General features: G+C 70.7%; 12 protein-coding genes and 1 other RNA gene. All 13 read right to left on the bottom strand.

All coding sequences use genetic code 11. The features are described from left to right. Positions 1-6: 6 nt before the first annotated feature. The gene (gene mnmA / locus U7230_RS04670; protein WP_324717576.1) at positions 7-1164 is read right to left on the bottom strand and encodes a tRNA 2-thiouridine(34) synthase MnmA; all 1158 of its coding nucleotides are present in this window, start codon (positions 1162-1164) and stop codon (positions 7-9) included. Beyond that, the gene (locus U7230_RS04665) at positions 1149-2354 is read right to left on the bottom strand and encodes a cysteine desulfurase family protein (protein WP_324717575.1); all 1206 of its coding nucleotides are present in this window, start codon (positions 2352-2354) and stop codon (positions 1149-1151) included. The genes mnmA and U7230_RS04665 overlap by 16 nt, the downstream gene beginning before the upstream one ends. A gap of 119 nt (positions 2355-2473) precedes the next feature. Then, a complete protein-coding gene (locus U7230_RS04660; RefSeq protein WP_324717574.1) occupies positions 2474-3850 on the bottom strand; it encodes a replication-associated recombination protein A in 1377 nt (458 codons plus the stop codon). Positions 3851-3865: 15 nt separating this feature from the next. Then, positions 3866-4060, bottom strand: a non-coding RNA gene (ssrS, locus tag U7230_RS04655) — 6S RNA. Between the two features lie 97 nt (positions 4061-4157). Then, positions 4158-5948, bottom strand: a complete 1791-nt coding sequence (aspS, locus tag U7230_RS04650; RefSeq protein WP_324717573.1) for an aspartate--tRNA ligase — start codon at positions 5946-5948, stop codon at positions 4158-4160. Positions 5949-6026: 78 nt separating this feature from the next. Beyond that, positions 6027-7310 carry a histidine--tRNA ligase gene (gene hisS, locus U7230_RS04645; RefSeq protein WP_324717572.1) on the bottom strand — a complete coding sequence of 428 codons (1284 nt, stop codon included), beginning with the start codon at positions 7308-7310 and terminating at the stop codon, positions 6027-6029. Positions 7311-7322: 12 nt separating this feature from the next. Next, on the bottom strand, positions 7323-8858 hold the full coding sequence (locus tag U7230_RS04640) for a peptidylprolyl isomerase (protein WP_324717571.1): 1536 nt from the start codon (positions 8856-8858) through the stop codon (positions 7323-7325). Positions 8859-8902: 44 nt separating this feature from the next. After that, a complete protein-coding gene (gene dtd, locus U7230_RS04635) occupies positions 8903-9397 on the bottom strand; it encodes a D-aminoacyl-tRNA deacylase (protein ID WP_324717570.1) in 495 nt (164 codons plus the stop codon). A gap of 6 nt (positions 9398-9403) precedes the next feature. Beyond that, positions 9404-11638, bottom strand: coding sequence for a RelA/SpoT family protein (locus tag U7230_RS04630; protein ID WP_324717569.1), 2235 nt, complete (start codon positions 11636-11638; stop codon positions 9404-9406). Between the two features lie 27 nt (positions 11639-11665). Further along, positions 11666-12199 (bottom strand): adenine phosphoribosyltransferase, encoded by a 534-nt coding sequence (locus U7230_RS04625; RefSeq protein ID WP_324717568.1) that lies wholly within the window; start codon positions 12197-12199, stop codon positions 11666-11668. A gap of 31 nt (positions 12200-12230) precedes the next feature. Next, complete coding sequence (gene recJ / locus U7230_RS04620) at positions 12231-14918, bottom strand: single-stranded-DNA-specific exonuclease RecJ (protein ID WP_324717567.1); 2688 nt, start codon at positions 14916-14918, stop codon at positions 12231-12233. 7 nt (positions 14919-14925) lie between these two features. Further along, positions 14926-15252, bottom strand: a complete 327-nt coding sequence (locus U7230_RS04615; protein ID WP_324717566.1) for a lipopolysaccharide assembly protein LapA domain-containing protein — start codon at positions 15250-15252, stop codon at positions 14926-14928. 67 nt (positions 15253-15319) lie between these two features. Then, positions 15320-17017, bottom strand: a complete 1698-nt coding sequence (locus U7230_RS04610; protein WP_324717565.1) for an ABC1 kinase family protein — start codon at positions 17015-17017, stop codon at positions 15320-15322. Positions 17018-17021 lie beyond the last annotated feature (4 nt).

Here is a 17021-nt window from a genome sequence, read left to right as displayed (position 1 = left end):
GCCTCCTCATCGCGGTACAACCTCGTACGGGCGTGCGGAGGTAGTATGCGCAGCCCGGGAGGCGTCAACCAGCCCCCTTCGGATGACGGCCCCTCCGATCACCACGTCGCCGCGGTAGAAGACCACCGACTGGCCCGGCGTGACGGCCCACTGGGGCTCGTCGAAGTGGCACCGCACGGCCGGCTCCGGCGCCCCGGTCTCGGCAGGTGCAGGCTCGATGGTGGCCGGGGCGTCCGCCGCCATGCGCCGGATGCGAGCCTCCACCCGCATCGGGCCCTCCAGCCGTGCCCGAGCAATCCAGTTGGGCCGCACGCCGATGAGTCCCACGGCCTGTGCCTCCCGGCGATCCCCGACCACCACCCGGCGGCTGGCCGGGTCGACGGCGACGACGTACAGGGGCCTCCCTGCGGCCAATCCCAGCCCCTTGCGCTGGCCCACCGTGAAGAAGGCGACCCCGGGATGGCGGCCCAGCACGTGGCCGGTCGTATCGACGATCTCTCCCGGCTGTTGCGCCTCGGGCGCATGCTCGCGCAGGTAGCGCCGGTAGTCGTCGTCGGGGATGAAGCAGATCTCCTGGCTCTCCGGCTTGGACGCCACCGGAAGGCGCAGCTTGCGCGCGATCTCCCGCACCTCCTGCTTGGTGTAAGGCGCCAGCGGGAAGACCACCCGCTCGAGCTGCCGCTGGGTGAGAGGCCACAGTGCGTACGTCTGGTCCTTCGCCCGGTCCTTGGGGCGAAGGAGCAGGTACCTCCCGCTACCGTCCGAAGCCCGCTCGACCCGTGCGTAATGCCCCGTGGCAAGGGCGTCGGCCCCCAGCTGCACCGCCCGATCGAGCAGCGCCCCGAACTTGACCCGCTCGTTGCACCAGATGCACGGATTGGGCGTCTGCCCGTCCAGGTAGGCCCGGGTGAAGGGGCCGATCACCGCCCGTTCGAAGAGCTCCTGGAAGTTGAACACGTAGTGGGCGATGCCCAACCGGTCGGCCACCCGCCGGGCGTCCTCGACCGCGTCGATGGAGCAGCACCCGACGTGCCGCCCCGGCGGGCGCAGCCCCCCGGGCCATATCTGCAACGTGACGCCGATGACCTCGTGGCCTGCCTCGGCCAGCAAGGCGGCGGCCACCGAGCTGTCCACCCCACCGCTCATGGCTACGACGACCCGCATGCATCCGGTCCTCGCTCTCCGCTCGTCCGCAAAGCGCGGATGACGTGCGCCATCCGGCTCGCGGCCTCGGCCATCTCGGCCTCGGTGTTGAACGGGCCCACGCTCACCCGGATGGAACTCGCCACCCTCTGTTCGTCGAGTCCCATGGCTTGCAGCACGTGGGACGGTTGGAGCCCACCCGACGTGCAGGCGGCGCCGTACGAGCAGGCGACGCCCGCCATGTCCAGGGCGGCCAGCAACACCTGGGACTCGACTCCCGGCACCCACAGGTTGACGAGGCCCGGCGAGCGCCGCGCCGCACCCGTGTTGATCTCCACGTCCGGTACCAGGCGACGCAGATGATCGAGGAGGCCTCGCTCGAGCTTCGCCTTGTGTGCCTCGATGGCCTCCCGCTCGCTCCTGGCCCACTCCAGGGCCGCCGCCATCCCGAGGATGCCCGGCACGTTCTCGGTACCGGGGCGCAGCATGCGCTCCTGGCCGCCGCCGTAGGTGACCGGGTCGAAGGGGATGCCGCGGCGCACGTACACGAGCCCGGCCCCTTTCGGCCCTCCCATCTTGTGGGCGGAAAGGGCGAGCAGGTCGCAGCCCAGGCTGCCGGGATCGAGGACGGCGTGGAACGGGGCCTGCACGGCGTCCACGAAGAGGCGGGCGCCTGCCGACGCGGCCAGCTCCGCCACGTCCTCCACGGGCTGGACGGTGCCGACCTCGTTGTTGACCAGCATCAGCGCGACGACGCCCACCCGGGCGCCCCGGGCTTGCACCCGCTCCAGGGCGCGCCGCACCTGTTCGGGCCGCACGACCCCGCTGCCGTCGCATCTGGCCAGCTCCACCACGAAGCCCCGGGCCTCGAGGGCCCGCGCCGCGTCGAGCACGGCGTGGTGTTCGATGGCGCTCACCACGACGCCCGAGCGCCCCTCCTCGCGCCGGGAAGCGGTGGCCGCCCCGATCAGGGCCAGGTTGTCCGCCTCGGTCCCGCCCGAGGTGAAGACGATCTCGCCCGGCGAACACCCGAGCCACCGTGCCGCGGTCGCCCGGGCCTCGTCGAGGAGCGCGCGGACCCGCCGCCCCGGCGCATGGGGGCTGGATGGGTTGGCATCGGCCAGCCCCTGCTCCAGGACCCTTCGCATGGTCGCCCTGGCGGCCGCGCACATCGGCACGCTGGCCGCGTTGTCGAGGTAGATCTCGGCCATGCCCCGCTCCTGCGTTCTCCCGGCGCCGCACCTCGCGGTGCGCACCGGTTCACCTTAGCATGCTGCTTTCCACAGTGTCAAAAGGGCAGGCTGCGCGGGCGGCCGGAGAGGGCATGGGCTCATTTCGCCTCCGGCGGGACGGGGTGCTCTTCGCCCCCGCCGCCTCGCCGGGCGACCCACCGGCGGTGGAGCTCCGCCTCGGCGCCCTGATCGGAGGGCCGGTAGAACCGCCGGCCCTGCAGGGCTGCAGGGAGGTAAGCCTGCTGGACCCAGTGCCCGGGGAAGTCGTGGGGGTAGAGGTACCCCTTGCCGTGGCCCAGGGCACCGCTGTCCCGGCTGGCATCCTTGAGGTGGTCGGGTACCTCGTGCTGCCCGGAGCGTTCCAGCTCCTCCAGCGCCGAGAAGTAGGCCCCGGCCGAGTTGCTCTTGGGGGCGAGCGCCAGGTAGATCGTCGCCAGCGCCAGGTGGTACTGGGCCTCGGGCAGGCCCACCCACTCCAGGGCGTGCGCGCAGGCTGACGTGATCACGATGGCCTGGGGGTCGGCCAGCCCGACGTCCTCGGCGGCCAGGATGAGCAGCCGCCGCATGATGAACCGGGGGTCCTCCCCCGAGCGCACCATCTTGGCGAGCCAGAACAACGCCGCGTCCACGTCGCTGCCCCGCACGGACTTGATGAACGCGGAGATGGTGTCGTAGTGCTCGTCCCCCGAGCGGTCGTACCTCGGCGAACGCCTCTGCATGGCCTGGCGGGCGCTCTCCAGGTCGATGACGGTGACCCGTGCGGCCACAGTTGCCTCGGCGGCGAGCTCCAGCGCGTTGAGCGCACTGCGCGCATCCCCTTCCGCGGCGCGTGCCAGATACTCGAGCGCCTCCGGAGCCGCACGCAGCGACAGGCTGCCGAGCCCTCGCTCCCGGTCGGCCAGGGCTCGTTCCAGGATCTGGCGGATGTGGCGCGGCTCGAGCGGCCGGAGCTGGAAGACGCGGGCCCGGGAGACGAGCGGGCCGACCACCTCGAAGAAGGGGTTTTCCGTCGTGGCGCCGATGAGGGTGACGGTGCCGTCCTCCACGTGGGGCAGCAGGGCATCCTGCTGGGCCCGGTTGAAGCGGTGGATCTCGTCGACGAAGAGGATGGTCCTACCGCCGCTGGCCCGCCGCCGCCGGGCCTCGGCCACCACCCTTCGGATGTCGGCCACCCCGGCCAGCACGGCGCTCAGCGTCTCGAAATGCGCCTGCGTGCGCTCCGCGATGATGGCCGCCAGGCTGGTCTTGCCGCTTCCCGGCGGCCCCCACAAGATGATGGACTGGAACAGCCGGTCGGCCTCGATGGCCCGCCGGAGGGGAGTACCCGGGCCGACGACCGCATCCTGCCCCGCCAGCTCGTCGAGGCTGCGCGGGCGCATGCGCGCCGCCAGCGGCACCCGTCCTCCGGCAGGCGCCCCCCGCTCCTCGAACAGCGCCGGTTGCTCGTGTCCGCTTGCGTTCGCGGCGCCGACCACCCTCGTACGGATACCAAGAGCCCCGCCGTGCCGCTGAGGCTACCCGTTGATGAACCCGGTGCTCAGGCAGGTGGGTGCCCTCCTGCGGACTCCCTGGGCTACTGTCCGTGCCAGCGGACAGCCTGCCCTACGCCCGCAGAGCCCGGACTCCCTTTGTGATGGTGTTGGCTCATCACAATGGCAGCTTCACCGCGAACACAGCAGGGCTCGAAGACGCCCGTCGTTACGAGCCTCGAAGGGGCCGGCCCCTCCGGGCCGGCCCCATCATATCACACGCTCGCGCGGCCGGGCAACGGGCGCGCGCGGCTCACGGCACCGGCACCTGAGGCACCCGCAGATGCAGCTCCCGCAGCTGGCGCTCCGAGATGGGGGCGGGTGCCCCGGTCAGCGGGCAGGTCGCCTGGGCGGTCTTGGGAAAGGCGATGACGTCCCGGATGCTCGGGCGCCCCGCCATCATCATGACCAGCCGGTCGAGCCCGAGTGCGATGCCCCCGTGAGGAGGCGGCCCGTACTCGAACGCCTCCAGGAGGAAACCGAACTGTGCCGTGGCCTGTTCCCGGGAAAGCCCGATGGCGGCAAACACCCGCTCCTGCACCTCCCGGTCGTGGATCCGGATGCTCCCGCCGCCGAGCTCCACCCCGTTGAGGACGAGGTCGTACGCCCGCGCCCGGACCCGTGCCGGGTCGCTTTCGAGCAGGGGCAGGTCCTCCGGCCGGGGCGACGTGAAAGGATGGTGGCGGGCTTCCCAGCGTCGCTCCTGCGCGTTGTACTCGAGCAGCGGGAAGTCGACCACCCACAACAGCTCCCACCGGTCTTTCGCCACGAGGCCGTGCCGCTCGCCCAGCTCCAGGCGCAGGCGGCCCAGGGCGGCCAGCACCGTCTCCTCCTCGTCCGCCGCCAGCAAGAGCAGGCTCGCCCCCTGCTCCCGGGCCAGGGCGATCAGCATCGTCTTTTCGCTCTCCTGCAGGTGGCGGGCGACGGGGGACCGGAGCTCCGCCCCGTCCACCACGGCCCACGTCAGGCCCTGGAGCCCGAGGCGCGGTGCCTCGTCCACGAGCTGGTCGAGCTCGCTGCGGGAAGGGCGTACCGGCATCGCCAGCGCCTTGACCCGCCGGCCGGCTGCGACCGCCTCGGCGAAGATGCGGTAACCGCTTCCCCTCAGCTTTTCGCTCACGTCGAGGATCCGGCCCGGTATCCGCAGGTCCGGCTTGTCCGATCCGAAGCGCCCCATCGCCTCCGAAAAGGGTAGGCGCGGCAGGGGAAGCCGGACCTCGACGCCGAGGATCTCGTGGAACAGCTCCGCCATGAGGCCTTCGGTCAGGGAGAGGACGTCCTCCTCGTCGGCGAACGACATCTCCACGTCGAGCTGCGTGAACTCGGGCTGGCGGTCGGCCCGCAGGTCCTCGTCGCGGAAACACCGGGCGATCTGGTAGTAACGCTCGACGCCGGAGACCATCAACAGCTGCTTGAACAGCTGCGGTGACTGGGGCAGGGCGTAGAAGTGCCCCGGGTGCACCCGGGACGGCACCACGTAGTCGCGCGCGCCTTCCGGGGTCGACCGGGTCAGCATGGGCGTCTCAATCTCGAGAAAGCCGAGGCGGTCCATGTACCGGCGGATCCGGTCGTTGATCCGGTGGCGCAGCTTCAGGACCTCCAGCATGCCGGGCCGGCGCAGGTCGAGGTACCGGTAGCGCAGGCGCAGGGCCTCGTCCACCTCGGTCCAGTGGTCGACGGGAAACGGCGGCGTCGCCGACGCGCTGTAGCGCCGGAGCTCGCTCGCCACCACCTCGACCGCACCGGTGACGAGCTGCGGGTTTTCCATGCCGGGTAGCCTCCGACGCACCCGGCCGGCCACGCCGATGCAGTCCTCCGGCCGCAGCCGCTCAGCCAGCTGGAAGACCTCCTGGCCCGCTTCGGGCGTGACGACCACCTGGACGACCCCGCTGCGATCTCTCAGGTCGATGAAGATGAGCCCCCCGTGGTCACGCCTGCGCAACACCCAGCCGTCCAGGCGCACGTCCTGGCCGGCGTGCTCTTTCCGTAGCGTCCCTGCCTCGTGCGTACGCTTCAACAGCTGGCCAAAGGTAGTGCCGCTCATGATCGCTCGCTTTCTCCCTACGCCTGCCCTGGCCGTCCTGTCCTGCCCGCTGCTGCTCCCGTGAGGCCGGCGCTCCCTCTAGGCCAGCCACCGGCCCACCAACGCCACGACTTGCGCGTCGTCCGCCCGCTGCTGCTCGCCTCGCGCCAGGTGCCTCACCACCATCGGGTCGCCGGGCTCGCTCGTCTCCTCTTCTCCGACGATGACCGCGACCCGGGCTCCCGCCCGGTCCGCCCAGCGCAACTGCGCCCTGAGGCTCCGCCCCTCGTAGTCGGTCTCCACCCGCCACCCCTGCTCGCGCAACCGCCGGGTGACGAGCAGCGCCTCCCGGCGCCGCGCAGGGGCTGCGCTTGCCACGTAGACGTCGATCCATCCGGCGCGGCCGTCCTCGATCCCGCCCGCTTTGCCGGCGGAGGAGGCCGCGAGCATCGCCCGCTCCATCCCGGAGGCAAACCCGACCCCGGGAGTGGGCGGCCCGCCCAGGCTCTCCACCAGACCATCGTAGCGACCCCCGCCGGCCAGGGCGTTTTGGGCGCCCAGCTGGTCCGAGAGCACCTCGAAAACGGTGCGGGTGTAGTAGTCGAAGCCGCGAACCAGGCGGGGGTCGAGCGTATACGAGACTCCCAGGGCCCCCAGGTGGCCCTGCAGCGTCTCGAAGTGCACGCGGCAGTCGTCGCACAGGTAGTCGAACGAGCGCGGCGCCGCCTCGGTGACCGCCCTGCACGTGGGCACCTTGCAGTCGAGTACCCGCAACGGGCTTCGCTCGAGCCGGCGCTGGCAGCTTTCGCACAGTTGCGCCGCCCGGGGTCGCAGGTACTCGAGCAGGCGCTCCCGGTAAGCCGGACGGCAACGCGGGCAACCGATGCTGTTGAGGTGCACGGAAAACCCGGACAGACCCAGCCTGCGGAACAGCTCGATGGGCAGCAGGATCGCCTCGGCGTCGAGAGCCGGATCGCCGCAACCGAGCGCCTCGGCGCCGATCTGGTAGTGCTGGCGCAATCGGCCTGCCTGCGGGCGCTCGTAGCGGAACATGGGCCCGATGTAAAACAGCTTCACCGGCTGCGGCCACAGCTTCATCCCGTGCTCGATGTAGGCCCGGGCCACCGGTGCCGTCCCCTCCGGCCGCAACGTGATGCTGCGCCCGGAACGGTCGGCGAAGGTGTACATCTCCTTTTCGACCACGTCGGTCGCCTCGCCCGCCCCGCGAACGAACAGCTCCGTGTGCTCGAAGACGGGCGTCCGGATCTCCCGGTAGCCGTAAGAGGCCATCACCTCACGGGTGACGGCCTCCAGGCGGCTCCATTGCTCCGAACGGCCCGGCAACACGTCCTCCGTGCCCCGAGGTGCCTTGACCGTTGCCATCCCTCGTGACTCCTACGGGTTGGTCTTGGGCTGCGCCGGTTGGGGCGTCGCTTGCGACGGCTGCGACGGCGCCGGCTGCTCTTGCGCTTGCGGCTGTGGGGGCGCAGAGCTCTCTGACTGCTTTTGCTGCTGCTCCTGCAGCCGCTTCATGAACTCCTCCTGCGCCTTTTGCTGCTCCTCCATGACCTTCTGGATCTTCTCCAGCTCCTGCTCCTCCCGGGCCGCGTCGTCCTTGAGGCCCAGGCTGCTGAACATCATGTACAGCGTCAGGTGCATCTGCAGGTCCATGGGAGACAGCTCGGACGCCTTGCGGAAAGCGGCTGCCGCCTTGGCCTTGTCGCCCTTCTGCTGGTAGGCGTTGCCCAGGGCCAGCTGCAGCACCGGGTCGCTCGGAGCGAGCTCGGTCGCCTTCTGAAAGGCCGCGACCGCCTCGTCGAGCTTCTTGAGGCCCATCAGGGTGGCGCCGATGCCGTACTGCACGTACGCGTCGTCCGGCGTCTTCTCGGCCGCCTGGCGATAGAGCGCCAGCGCCTGCTCGGCGTCCCCGCGGGCCAGCGCCTCCCGGGCGGCCAGCTGCGGATCGAGGATCGAGACCGAGGCCTGCCGCCGCAGGTCGGCGAACCACTTGGCAAACGCCTCGTTGGCCTTCTCCTGGCGGAGCTGGTCGACGAGCTGCGGCTTCTCCTTCTCGAACTCCGGCCCCCTGGCCTCCTTGCGGTCGAGTACCTGCACGATGTGGTAGCCGAGATCGCTCTTCACCGGCTGGGAGACGGCGCCCTTGGCCAGCTGGAACGCCACGGCCTCCACCGGCGCCGGCAGCGCCCCCCGGCCCAGCATGCCCAGATCGCCGCCCTTCGCCTTGGTCGCCTCGTCGTCCGAGTATTTCTTGGCAAGGGCAGCGAAGTCGGCCCCGGCCTTCAGGTCCCGCTGCACCTGCTCGGCGCGCCGTTTCGCCTCCGCCCACCCGGCGTCGTCGGCCCTGGCGGGGCGGACGAGGATCTGGCGGACGTGAACTTGCTCGTAGGCCCGGGCCACCTCCTGGTCGCTGACCTGGATCCCGGAGGCGAGCTTCTCCTGGAGCTTCTCCGCCATGAGCCCGTCCTCGATGGCCTTGCGCAGGTCTTGCTCCGTCATGTTGCGCAGCTGCAGCTGCCGCCTGAACTCCGCCTCCGAGGGGAAGCCGTCTCGCACCTGGTTGAAGCGCGCGTCCACGTCCTTGCGGTTGACCTTGATCCCCTCGTCGCGGGCGGCCTGCACCAAAAGCCTCATGTTGATGAGCTGGCTGAGGGCCTGGTACTTGATCTCCTCGATGTCGGTCGGCCGGACGGTGCCACGGCTCTGCTCGTAGGCGCGCAGCTGGTCCAGGTAAGTTCGCTGGAAGGACGCCAGGTCGATGGACTGCCCGTTGACGTTGGCGATGGCCGCCTGGGCGCTCTGTTCCCCGCGGAAGAAGAACGGCACCCCGACGTACAGCAAGGTCACGGCGAAGGCCACCGCCACCACGACGATGATCCATTTCATCTGCGAACGCATGCGTTCAAACAGCATCGCCCGAATGCGCCACCCCTCTACCCACCGCGACGCGCGCCATTTTACCGCCCCTTCGACGGCCCGTCCAGTTGCGCCCCGGCCGTCACCGCTTTGGGCGGCGTCTCCACGACCAGCGTCACGGGGCCATCGTTGACCAGCATCACCTGCATGGAGGCGCCAAACCTTCCCGTCGCGACCGGGATCCCCCGGCGCCTGACCGCCTCTTCCAGCTGCTCCATCACCCGGCGCGCCTGCTCGCGCGCAGCGGCGCGCTCGAAACTCGGCCGGCGCCCCTTACGGCACTCCCCTGCCACGGTGAAGTTGGAGACGAGGAGGATGGAACCGCCGGCTTCCTGCACCGACCGGTCGAGACGGCCCCGATCGTCCTCGAAGATCCGCAAGCCCGCCAGCTTCTCCGCCATCCACTCCGCGTCCGGCCGCGCATCGCCGTGCTCCACGCCGACGAGGGCCACCAACCCCGGTCCCGTCGAGGCGACCACGCCGCCGTCCTCGAGCATGACGCGCGCCTCTTTCACCCGCTGGACCACGACGCGCACGGAGCGCTAGACCTCCGGGGCGTGCCGCACGGGGCCCGGAGCCGCGGGAGAGGCCGGCGAGCTGGCCTGCGCCCGGCGAACGTCGATGACGCCCTCGACCTGCCGGAGGCGGCGCATGAGATCGGCGAGGTGAGGCATCCCGTCGATGTCCACCACGACGTGGATGATGGCCAGGTGATGACGGGTCGTGCGGGTCTGCACGGCTTCGATGTTGGTCTTGCCGTCCGAGATGGCGTTGATGATGTTGGAGAGCAGGTTGACCCGGTCGTGCGCCTCGATTTGCAGGTCCACCGGGTACAGCACGCCGGCCACGCTGCGCCAGCGCACCTGGACCTGCCGGTCCGGCTCCACCAGCATTTGCTGCAGGTTGGGGCAATCGGCCCGGTGGACCGAGATGCCCCGCCCCCGGGTGATGTAGCCGACGATGGCATCGCCCGGCACGGGCGAGCAGCACTTGGAAAACCGCACCAGGAGGTTGTCTGCCCCCTCCACCACGATGCTGCTGCCCGCGTCGGTCTCGCCGCGGCCGGGGCGCACCGGGGTCTCCGGCCGACGGTGCGCGTGCTCGGCCAACTCCTCCTTGCCCACCAGGCGCGCCAGCGCCTGCGCGGCCGAGATCCGCCCGAACCCGATGGCCGAGTACAGGTCCTCCACCGAGGCGAGCCCGTAACGCCGGCTCAACTGGGCCAGCGCGTCCTCCTTCGCCGCCTCGGCCAGGTCGATGCCCAACCTCCGGGCTTCGCGCTCCAGCATCTCCCGGCCGTGGGCCAGGCTCTGCTCGCGCCGCGCCTCCTTCAGGTAGCTGCGGATCTTGCTCCGGGCCTTCGACGTCTTGACGAAGTTGAGCCAGTCCTGGCTCGGCTGCGCGTGTTTGCCGGTGACGATCTCCACGATCTCACCGTTGCGCAACCGGTAGTGCAGGGGCACGAGCCGCCCGTTGACCTTGGCACCCGCGCAGCGCAAGCCGATGTCCGTGTGGACCGAGAAGGCGAAGTCGACCGGCGTGGAGCCTGCCGGGAGGTTCTTGACGTCCCCCTTCGGCGTGAAGACGAAGACCTCGTCCTCGAAGAGGTCGATCTTGAGGGTCTCCATGAACTCGTGCGGGTCTTTCATCTCCCGCAGCCATTCCATCACCTGGCGCAACCAGGCGACCTTGGCGTCGAACGCGCTCGCCGTCCGCTTCTCCTTGTACAGCCAGTGGGCGGCGATGCCGCGCTCGGCCACCTCGTGCATCTCCTGGGTGCGGATCTGCACTTCCAGTGGCTCGCCCCGGGGCCCGATGACCGTGGTGTGGAGCGACTGGTACAGATTGGACTTGGGCATGGCCACGAAGTCCTTGAAGCGGCCTGGTATCGGCTTCCAGAGGCTGTGCACCATGCCCAGCACGGCGTAGCAGTCCTTGACGTCGCCCACGATGACCCGCACGGCCATGAGGTCGTAGATCTCGTCCAGCGAGCGGCCCTGGGTGCGCATCTTCTGGTAAATGGAGTAGAAGTGCTTGGGGCGCCCCTGCACCCGCCCGGCGATCCCCATCTCCGCCAGCTTGCGGCGCAGGATCTCCATGACCTCTTCGAGCTCGCCCTCGCGCTCGGTGCGCTTCTTGGCCACGGCCTGCACCAGCTGGTAGTAGGCCGTAGGGTCCAGGTAGCGCAGGGCGAGGTCTTCCATCTCCCACTTGAGCTGCCAGATCCCGAGGCGGTGAGCGAGCGGCGCGTAGATCTCGAGCGTCTCGCGCGCCACCTTGCGCTGGCGCTCGGGCGGCAGGTGGCGAAGGGTGCGCATGTTGTGCAGGCGGTCGGCCAGTTTGATCAGCACCACGCGCAGGTCCTCGGCCATGGCCAGGAACATCTTGCGCAGGTTCTCCGCCTGCTGGGCCTCCCGGGACTGGAACGGGATCTTGCTCAGCTTGGTGACCCCGTCGACCAGCCGGGCGATCTCCGGGCCGAAGTGCTCCGTGAGCTCCTCCACCGTCACCGGGGTATCCTCGAGCACGTCGTGCAGCAGCCCCGCCGCGATGGTCGCCACGTCCACCTGGAGCTCCGCCAGGATCCGCGCGACTTCCACGGGGTGCTGGAAGTAGGATTCGCCGGAGTCTCGTACCTGGCCGGCGTGCGCCTGGCGCGCGAACGTATAGGCGCGCGCCAATAGCTCCGTGTCCACCGTTGGATTGTAGGCACGGATCCGATCGATGAGCGCCTCCAGGGGCGCATCCAGCGTAGTGGCGGCCGTCGCCTGATTCATCCCGACCCGCAGCCGGCCCGGTCCCCCTCACGCATCATACCGCACCAGCGTTACGATCTGGGAGTCGGAGAACCCCATGCTCTTGAGGCGCTCCCTGCCTCCGAGAAAGGTGAGCTCGATGAGGAACCCGAAGCCCACGGTCTCGGCCTCCAGCTCCCGCACGAGCCGGGCCGCGGCGCTCATGGTGCCGCCCGTGGCCAGGAGGTCGTCCACCAGGAGCACCCGCTCTCCCCTTTGGAGCGCGTCGCGGTGGATCTCCAGCGCGTCCTTGCCGTACTCGAGGTCGTACTCGACCCGGATGGTCGCTGCGGGGAGCTTCCCGGGCTTGCGGATCAGGACGAAGCCCGTCCCGAGCTCATAGGCCAGGGGGGCTCCCAGCACGTACCCCCGCGACTCGACCCCTACGACCGTCTGAATACCCGCGCCGCGGAAATGGTCGGCCAGACTCCTCACCACGTAGGCCAGCGCGGCGCGATCTTTCATCAGCGTCGTGATGTCCTTGAAACTGACGCCGGGCCTCGGGAAATCGGGAATCTCCCGGATGAGCGCTTTCAAATCCATGGCCCCGATGCCTTCTTCCCAACCCCACGGCTCACCCGCCGCAGCCTCGTTGCCACCAGGCAGGCGCCCCTTGCCGGAAGGCCTCCTGGACGACTTCCTGCCACGAGCGGCGGGCCCGAGTGAACTCATTATAACGGCGGGACTGCGCCAAGTCGAGCTTTACTCCCGCTCTCGCCCCCTTCCACACCCAGCCCCCGTCACCCGCAAGCCGCTCGACGAGCCCCAGGTCCTCGAAGACCATGAGCGCCCGCTCCACCAGTTGAACGGGACGACCGGGCCTCCAGGCCGGATCCAGCACCTGCAGGCTCTGCACGAGCCCCACCACGTCCGGGCCCAGGCGAGGCCCCGCCACGCGCGCCTGCGCCGAGCAAAGGCGGAAGATGTGCCGGAGCTCCTCCACCCCCGGCAACGCCTGCAGGATGGTGCGCTCGAGGCGATCGCGCTCCGCCTCGCCGTAGCCCAGGACGACCCGCACCGCCCCCCGGTTGCGCCAGGCTGCCTTCCATTCCCAGACGTCCGGGGGCACTTGCCAGACCAGCACCACCCCTGCGGCGTCGAGGAGCTCCATCCCTCGAGGATGCGATGCCACCAGAGCCCTCGGCCCGTGCAGCAAGGCCGTTTCCCATGGCGGGCCGCCGGCGGCAGCCCGCCCTGCCCCTTCGTCCATCCAGCCTACCCGGTGCGCCAGGTCCGGCGCATGCTCCCACAGGGCCGCGCACGTGCGGACGGCCTCCCGCCACTCGTGCACGACGACGAGCACACCAACCTCGTCCGTCGTGCCGGGCATCGCGTCCAGGGTATGGCGCAACCACCCGGCGAGCGCGCCGATTCCCTCATCGGCAAGCCCGCGGCGGTCCTCCACGACCGCCGGCGCCGGAGTCGCCCCTTCCGGTCTCCGTGGCCGCAGCTCCGCTTCGGAGCCTGCGGGCAGCACCGGCGAGCGCGACCCTTGCGGATCCCACACGAGCGGCGCACAGCCGTCTCGAGCGCTTTCCCGGAGCTCGAGCGCCTTCAACTCGACCTCGCCCCACCGGCCCATTTGAGGGGTGAAAGCCAGATCCACCGGTACGCCCGCCGAGGTGGCGCGGTCGAGGATCTCCTTCCATGCCTCCGCCTTCCCGAACGCCACCACGGGCATCTCCTTGCCCTCCCGGCGCTCCTTCACCACCAGCCTCAGGTGCCGGCCGTCGGCACCGATCGGCCGCGCCTCCACCACCGCCAGGCCTTGGCTGGCCAGCACGGGACGGGGGTTGCCCTCTCCGTGCGGCTCGAGCAGGCGCAACTGGCGCACCAGCGTTTCGTCCACGTCGCGAAGGTCGACCCACGCCTCGACGTCGAGGACCCGCACGTACGGTCCCCGCCAGCGGGAAGCCAGCGTCTGCGTCACGCAATCCCGTAAGGCTTCGACGTCGGCGCTGGCCAGCGAGAAACCGGCCGCCATGGGGTGGCCCCCGAAGTGGGTGAAGGTGCGGGAGCATGCGGAGAGCAGGGCGTACAGGTCGACCCCCGGGACGCTGCGCCCCGACCCCCGAGCCTTCTCCCCTTCCGTCGTGATGACCAGCGCCGGGCGCGCGAAGCGGTCGACCAGCCGCGAGGCCACCACCCCGATCACCCCGGGATGCCAGCCCTCCCCGCTCACCACCAGGATCGGGGGATCCTCCGCCTCGACCAGCGCCTCGGCCCGCTCGAGCGCTTGATCGAGGACCTCGCGCTCCGTGGCCTGGCGAGCCCGGTTGGCCTCCTCCAGGCGCAGCGCGGCCGCCTGCGCCTGTGGCTCCTCCTCCGCCAGCAACAGCCCCACGCCGACGCCGGGGTCGTCCACGCGCCCGGCGGCGTTGAGCCTGGGCGCCAGGATGTAGGCCACGTGGTAGGCATCGACCGAGCCCGGGTCGACGCCGGCGACCCGGGCAAGCGCGGCGATGCCCGGGAGGGGAGCCGTGCGGATCTGCTGCAGCCCCTCCCGCACGAGCCGGCGGTTTTCGCCCGTCAGGCTCACGACGTCGGCGACGGTACCGATCGCAGCCAGCTGCACGAGGGCAGGGGCCATCGGGCCCTCCTCCGTACCGGCGAGGTCCAACAACGCCATGGCGGTGTGGTAGGCCAGGCCCGCCGCGCTCAGCCGGTCGGCTCCCGGCCACGCCCCCAGCCGGTGGGCCGCCACGATGGCGGCCGCCTCCGGGAGGGTCGACGCCGGCTCGTGGTGGTCCACCACGACGACGTCCAGGCCCCGCCGCTGCGCCTCCCGGACCGGCTCGATCGCGGTCAGGCCACAGTCTACGGCCACCACGAGGCGAATGCCCCGCTCCGCCATCTCCAGCAGGACCTCCTGGTGCAGGCCGTAGCCCAGGGAGAGGCGATGCGGGATGAACCAGTGCACCCGTCCGCCCAGATAGCGTAACGCCCGTACGAGGATGGCCGCCGCCGTCTGGCCGTCGGCGTCGTAGTCTCCGTAGACGACCACGGGCTCGTGGCGCCGCAGCGCCTGCAGGATCCTCCAGGCGGCCTGCTTGACGCCCGGCAGCCGCCACGCCTGCCGGGAGGGCGCCGGCGTTCGCAAGAACTCCGCGGCAGCCGCCGGCTCTTCGATGCCCCGGTGGATGAGCAGTTGCCCCAGCACCGGGTGAAGTCCCAGCAGAGCGGCCAACCGCCGCGCCCTCGCCGGCTGAGGCGCGCGGGATCGCCACTCCACGGCCTGGACGCCCACAACCCCCTGCCCCATGGCCGCCTCAGCCTGTAGGGCGATCCTGGGCCGAGGCGGCCTCTCTCACCTCGGGGTGCGTCGCCGCCGCGGCTGCCTCCGCCAGCCGATCCCGGTCGGACTCGACCGCCGCCAGGCGCGCCTCGAGCCGGCGGGCCCTGCCGAGCGCCCGGCGAAGCTGCCACCGCAGCCGCATGTCGTCCGCCCCCAGTACCAGCGCGACGGCCAGCCCGCCCACGCCCGCTGCGGCGGCGGCGAGCCTCCCGGCATCGACCTGCCAGCTCCATGCCAGGAGCTGCACGGTCACCGGCACGGTGTTTTGCAGGGCGAACGCCGCCACCACCAGCACGATCACGAGGAACGCAACCACTACGACCGTCAGCGGAGATTCCCCCCAGCTTTGCCCGGCGCCGCTGTGTCTCCTACAGCCTGCCGGAGCGCCAGATGCCCCAGAAGAGCCCTGCGGACAACCCGATCGAAGCCACGAGGGCCAGCCCGGCCGCCACGTGGATGCCCGCCAGGCGCGGCCCCGTCTCGTCCCACAGGAGGGCGCCGGCGATGGCGAGACCTCCGGCCAGCAGCGCCGTCGCCAACCGGTTGACCGCGCGTTCGAGCCGGCGCAACGGTACCTCGTATCCGTCGGGCCGCCAGCGCACTGCGAGCCGCCCGGTCTCCGCCTGCTCGAGCAGGCGATCGACCCTCTGCGGGAGGGTACGAACCACCTCGACGACCTCCTGCAAAGGGGCGAGGAGCATTTGGGCCTGGCGCCGCAAGGTCAGACGGCGCAGGACCAGCCTCCGGGCGAAGGGGACGGCCACCTCCAGCGGATTGAAGGAGGGGTCCAGCTGGCGTCCCAGGCCGTCGAGCAGGAGCAACGCGCGCGCCAGGAGCAACAGTTCGGACGGGAGCACGAGACGGTGCTGGTACGCCACGTCCAGCGAGTCGCGCACCACGTCGGCCAGGACGAGTTCCGAGATGGGCCGCCCGTAGTTGCGGGCAATGAGGTCTTCGAGGTCGCCGACGAGCCGTTGCGTGTCGGCGCCGGGGGGCACGATGCCCATGCGGCGCATCCCCCGGACGGCCCCCTCCGCGTCCTGCCGCACGACCGCCAGGAAGACCCGCACCAGCTGCTCGGTCGTTTGAGGGCGGAGCGCCGCAACCATCCCGTAGTCCAGCACCCCGAGCCGGCCGTCGGGCTCGACCAGCAGGTTGCCGGGGTGGGGGTCACCGTGGAAGAAGTGATCGACCAGCACCATCTTCAAGAAGATCTGCGCCCCCGTGCGGGCCAGGGCGCGCCGGTCGACGCCCATTTGCTGCAGCCGGTCCCACTCGGAGATCTTGACCCCCCAGAGCCGCTCGAGCGTCAGCACTCGCCGGCCGCTGAGCGCGTCGTACACCCTGGGGATGCGGATGCGCCGGTCGTGGCGGAAGTTGTGACGGAACCGCTGGATGTGGCGGGCCTCGAACCGGTAGTCGAGTTCACGCCGCATGATACGGGCGAACTCCTCCGCCAGCCGCACCGGATCGATCAGACGTTCGGCCAGGCGCTCCCGGGCCAGTTTCGCCAGGTCGTCGATGATCTCCAGGTCGGTCCGGACCTGTTCCTCCACCCCGGCGCGCAGCACCTTCACCACGATCGCCTCGCCCGTGGGCAGGGTCCCTTCGTACACCTGGCCCAACGAGGCCGAGGCCATGGGGTGGGGGTCGAGCCGCGCGAAGAGCCGCTCGACGGGAGCCCCGAGCTCCTCCTCGATGGTCTTGCGGCTCAGCTCGAAAGGTTCGGGAGCCACCCGGTCTTGCAGGCGGGCGAGCTCCTCGACGTACTCGCGGGGGAGCAGATCCGCCCGCAGGCTCAGCACCTGCCCCAGCTTGATGAAGGTGGGCCCCAGTTCCTCCAGCGCCTGCCGCAGGTGCACGGGCCCGCCGGCGGCCGGTGCAGTGCGATGCCAGGCAGGAAGCAGCCGGCGAAGCCCGAGGCTTTCCAGCACCACGGCGAAGCCGTGCCGGGCGAGCACCTCGGCCACCTGCCGGTAACGGCGCAGGTGCCGGAGCGGTCGTGACAGCCCCGGCACCTCCCGATCCAGATGTCGTGGCTCACCGGCAGGCCGTGAACGGCTCACGGTT

It is taken from the genome of Limnochorda sp. L945t, assembly GCF_035593305.1.
Lineage (GTDB): Bacteria > Bacillota > Limnochordia > Limnochordales > Geochordaceae > Carboxydichorda > Carboxydichorda subterranea.
Note: the sequence above shows the minus strand (reverse complement) of the source record. Positions and strands in the feature narration are given on the sequence as shown.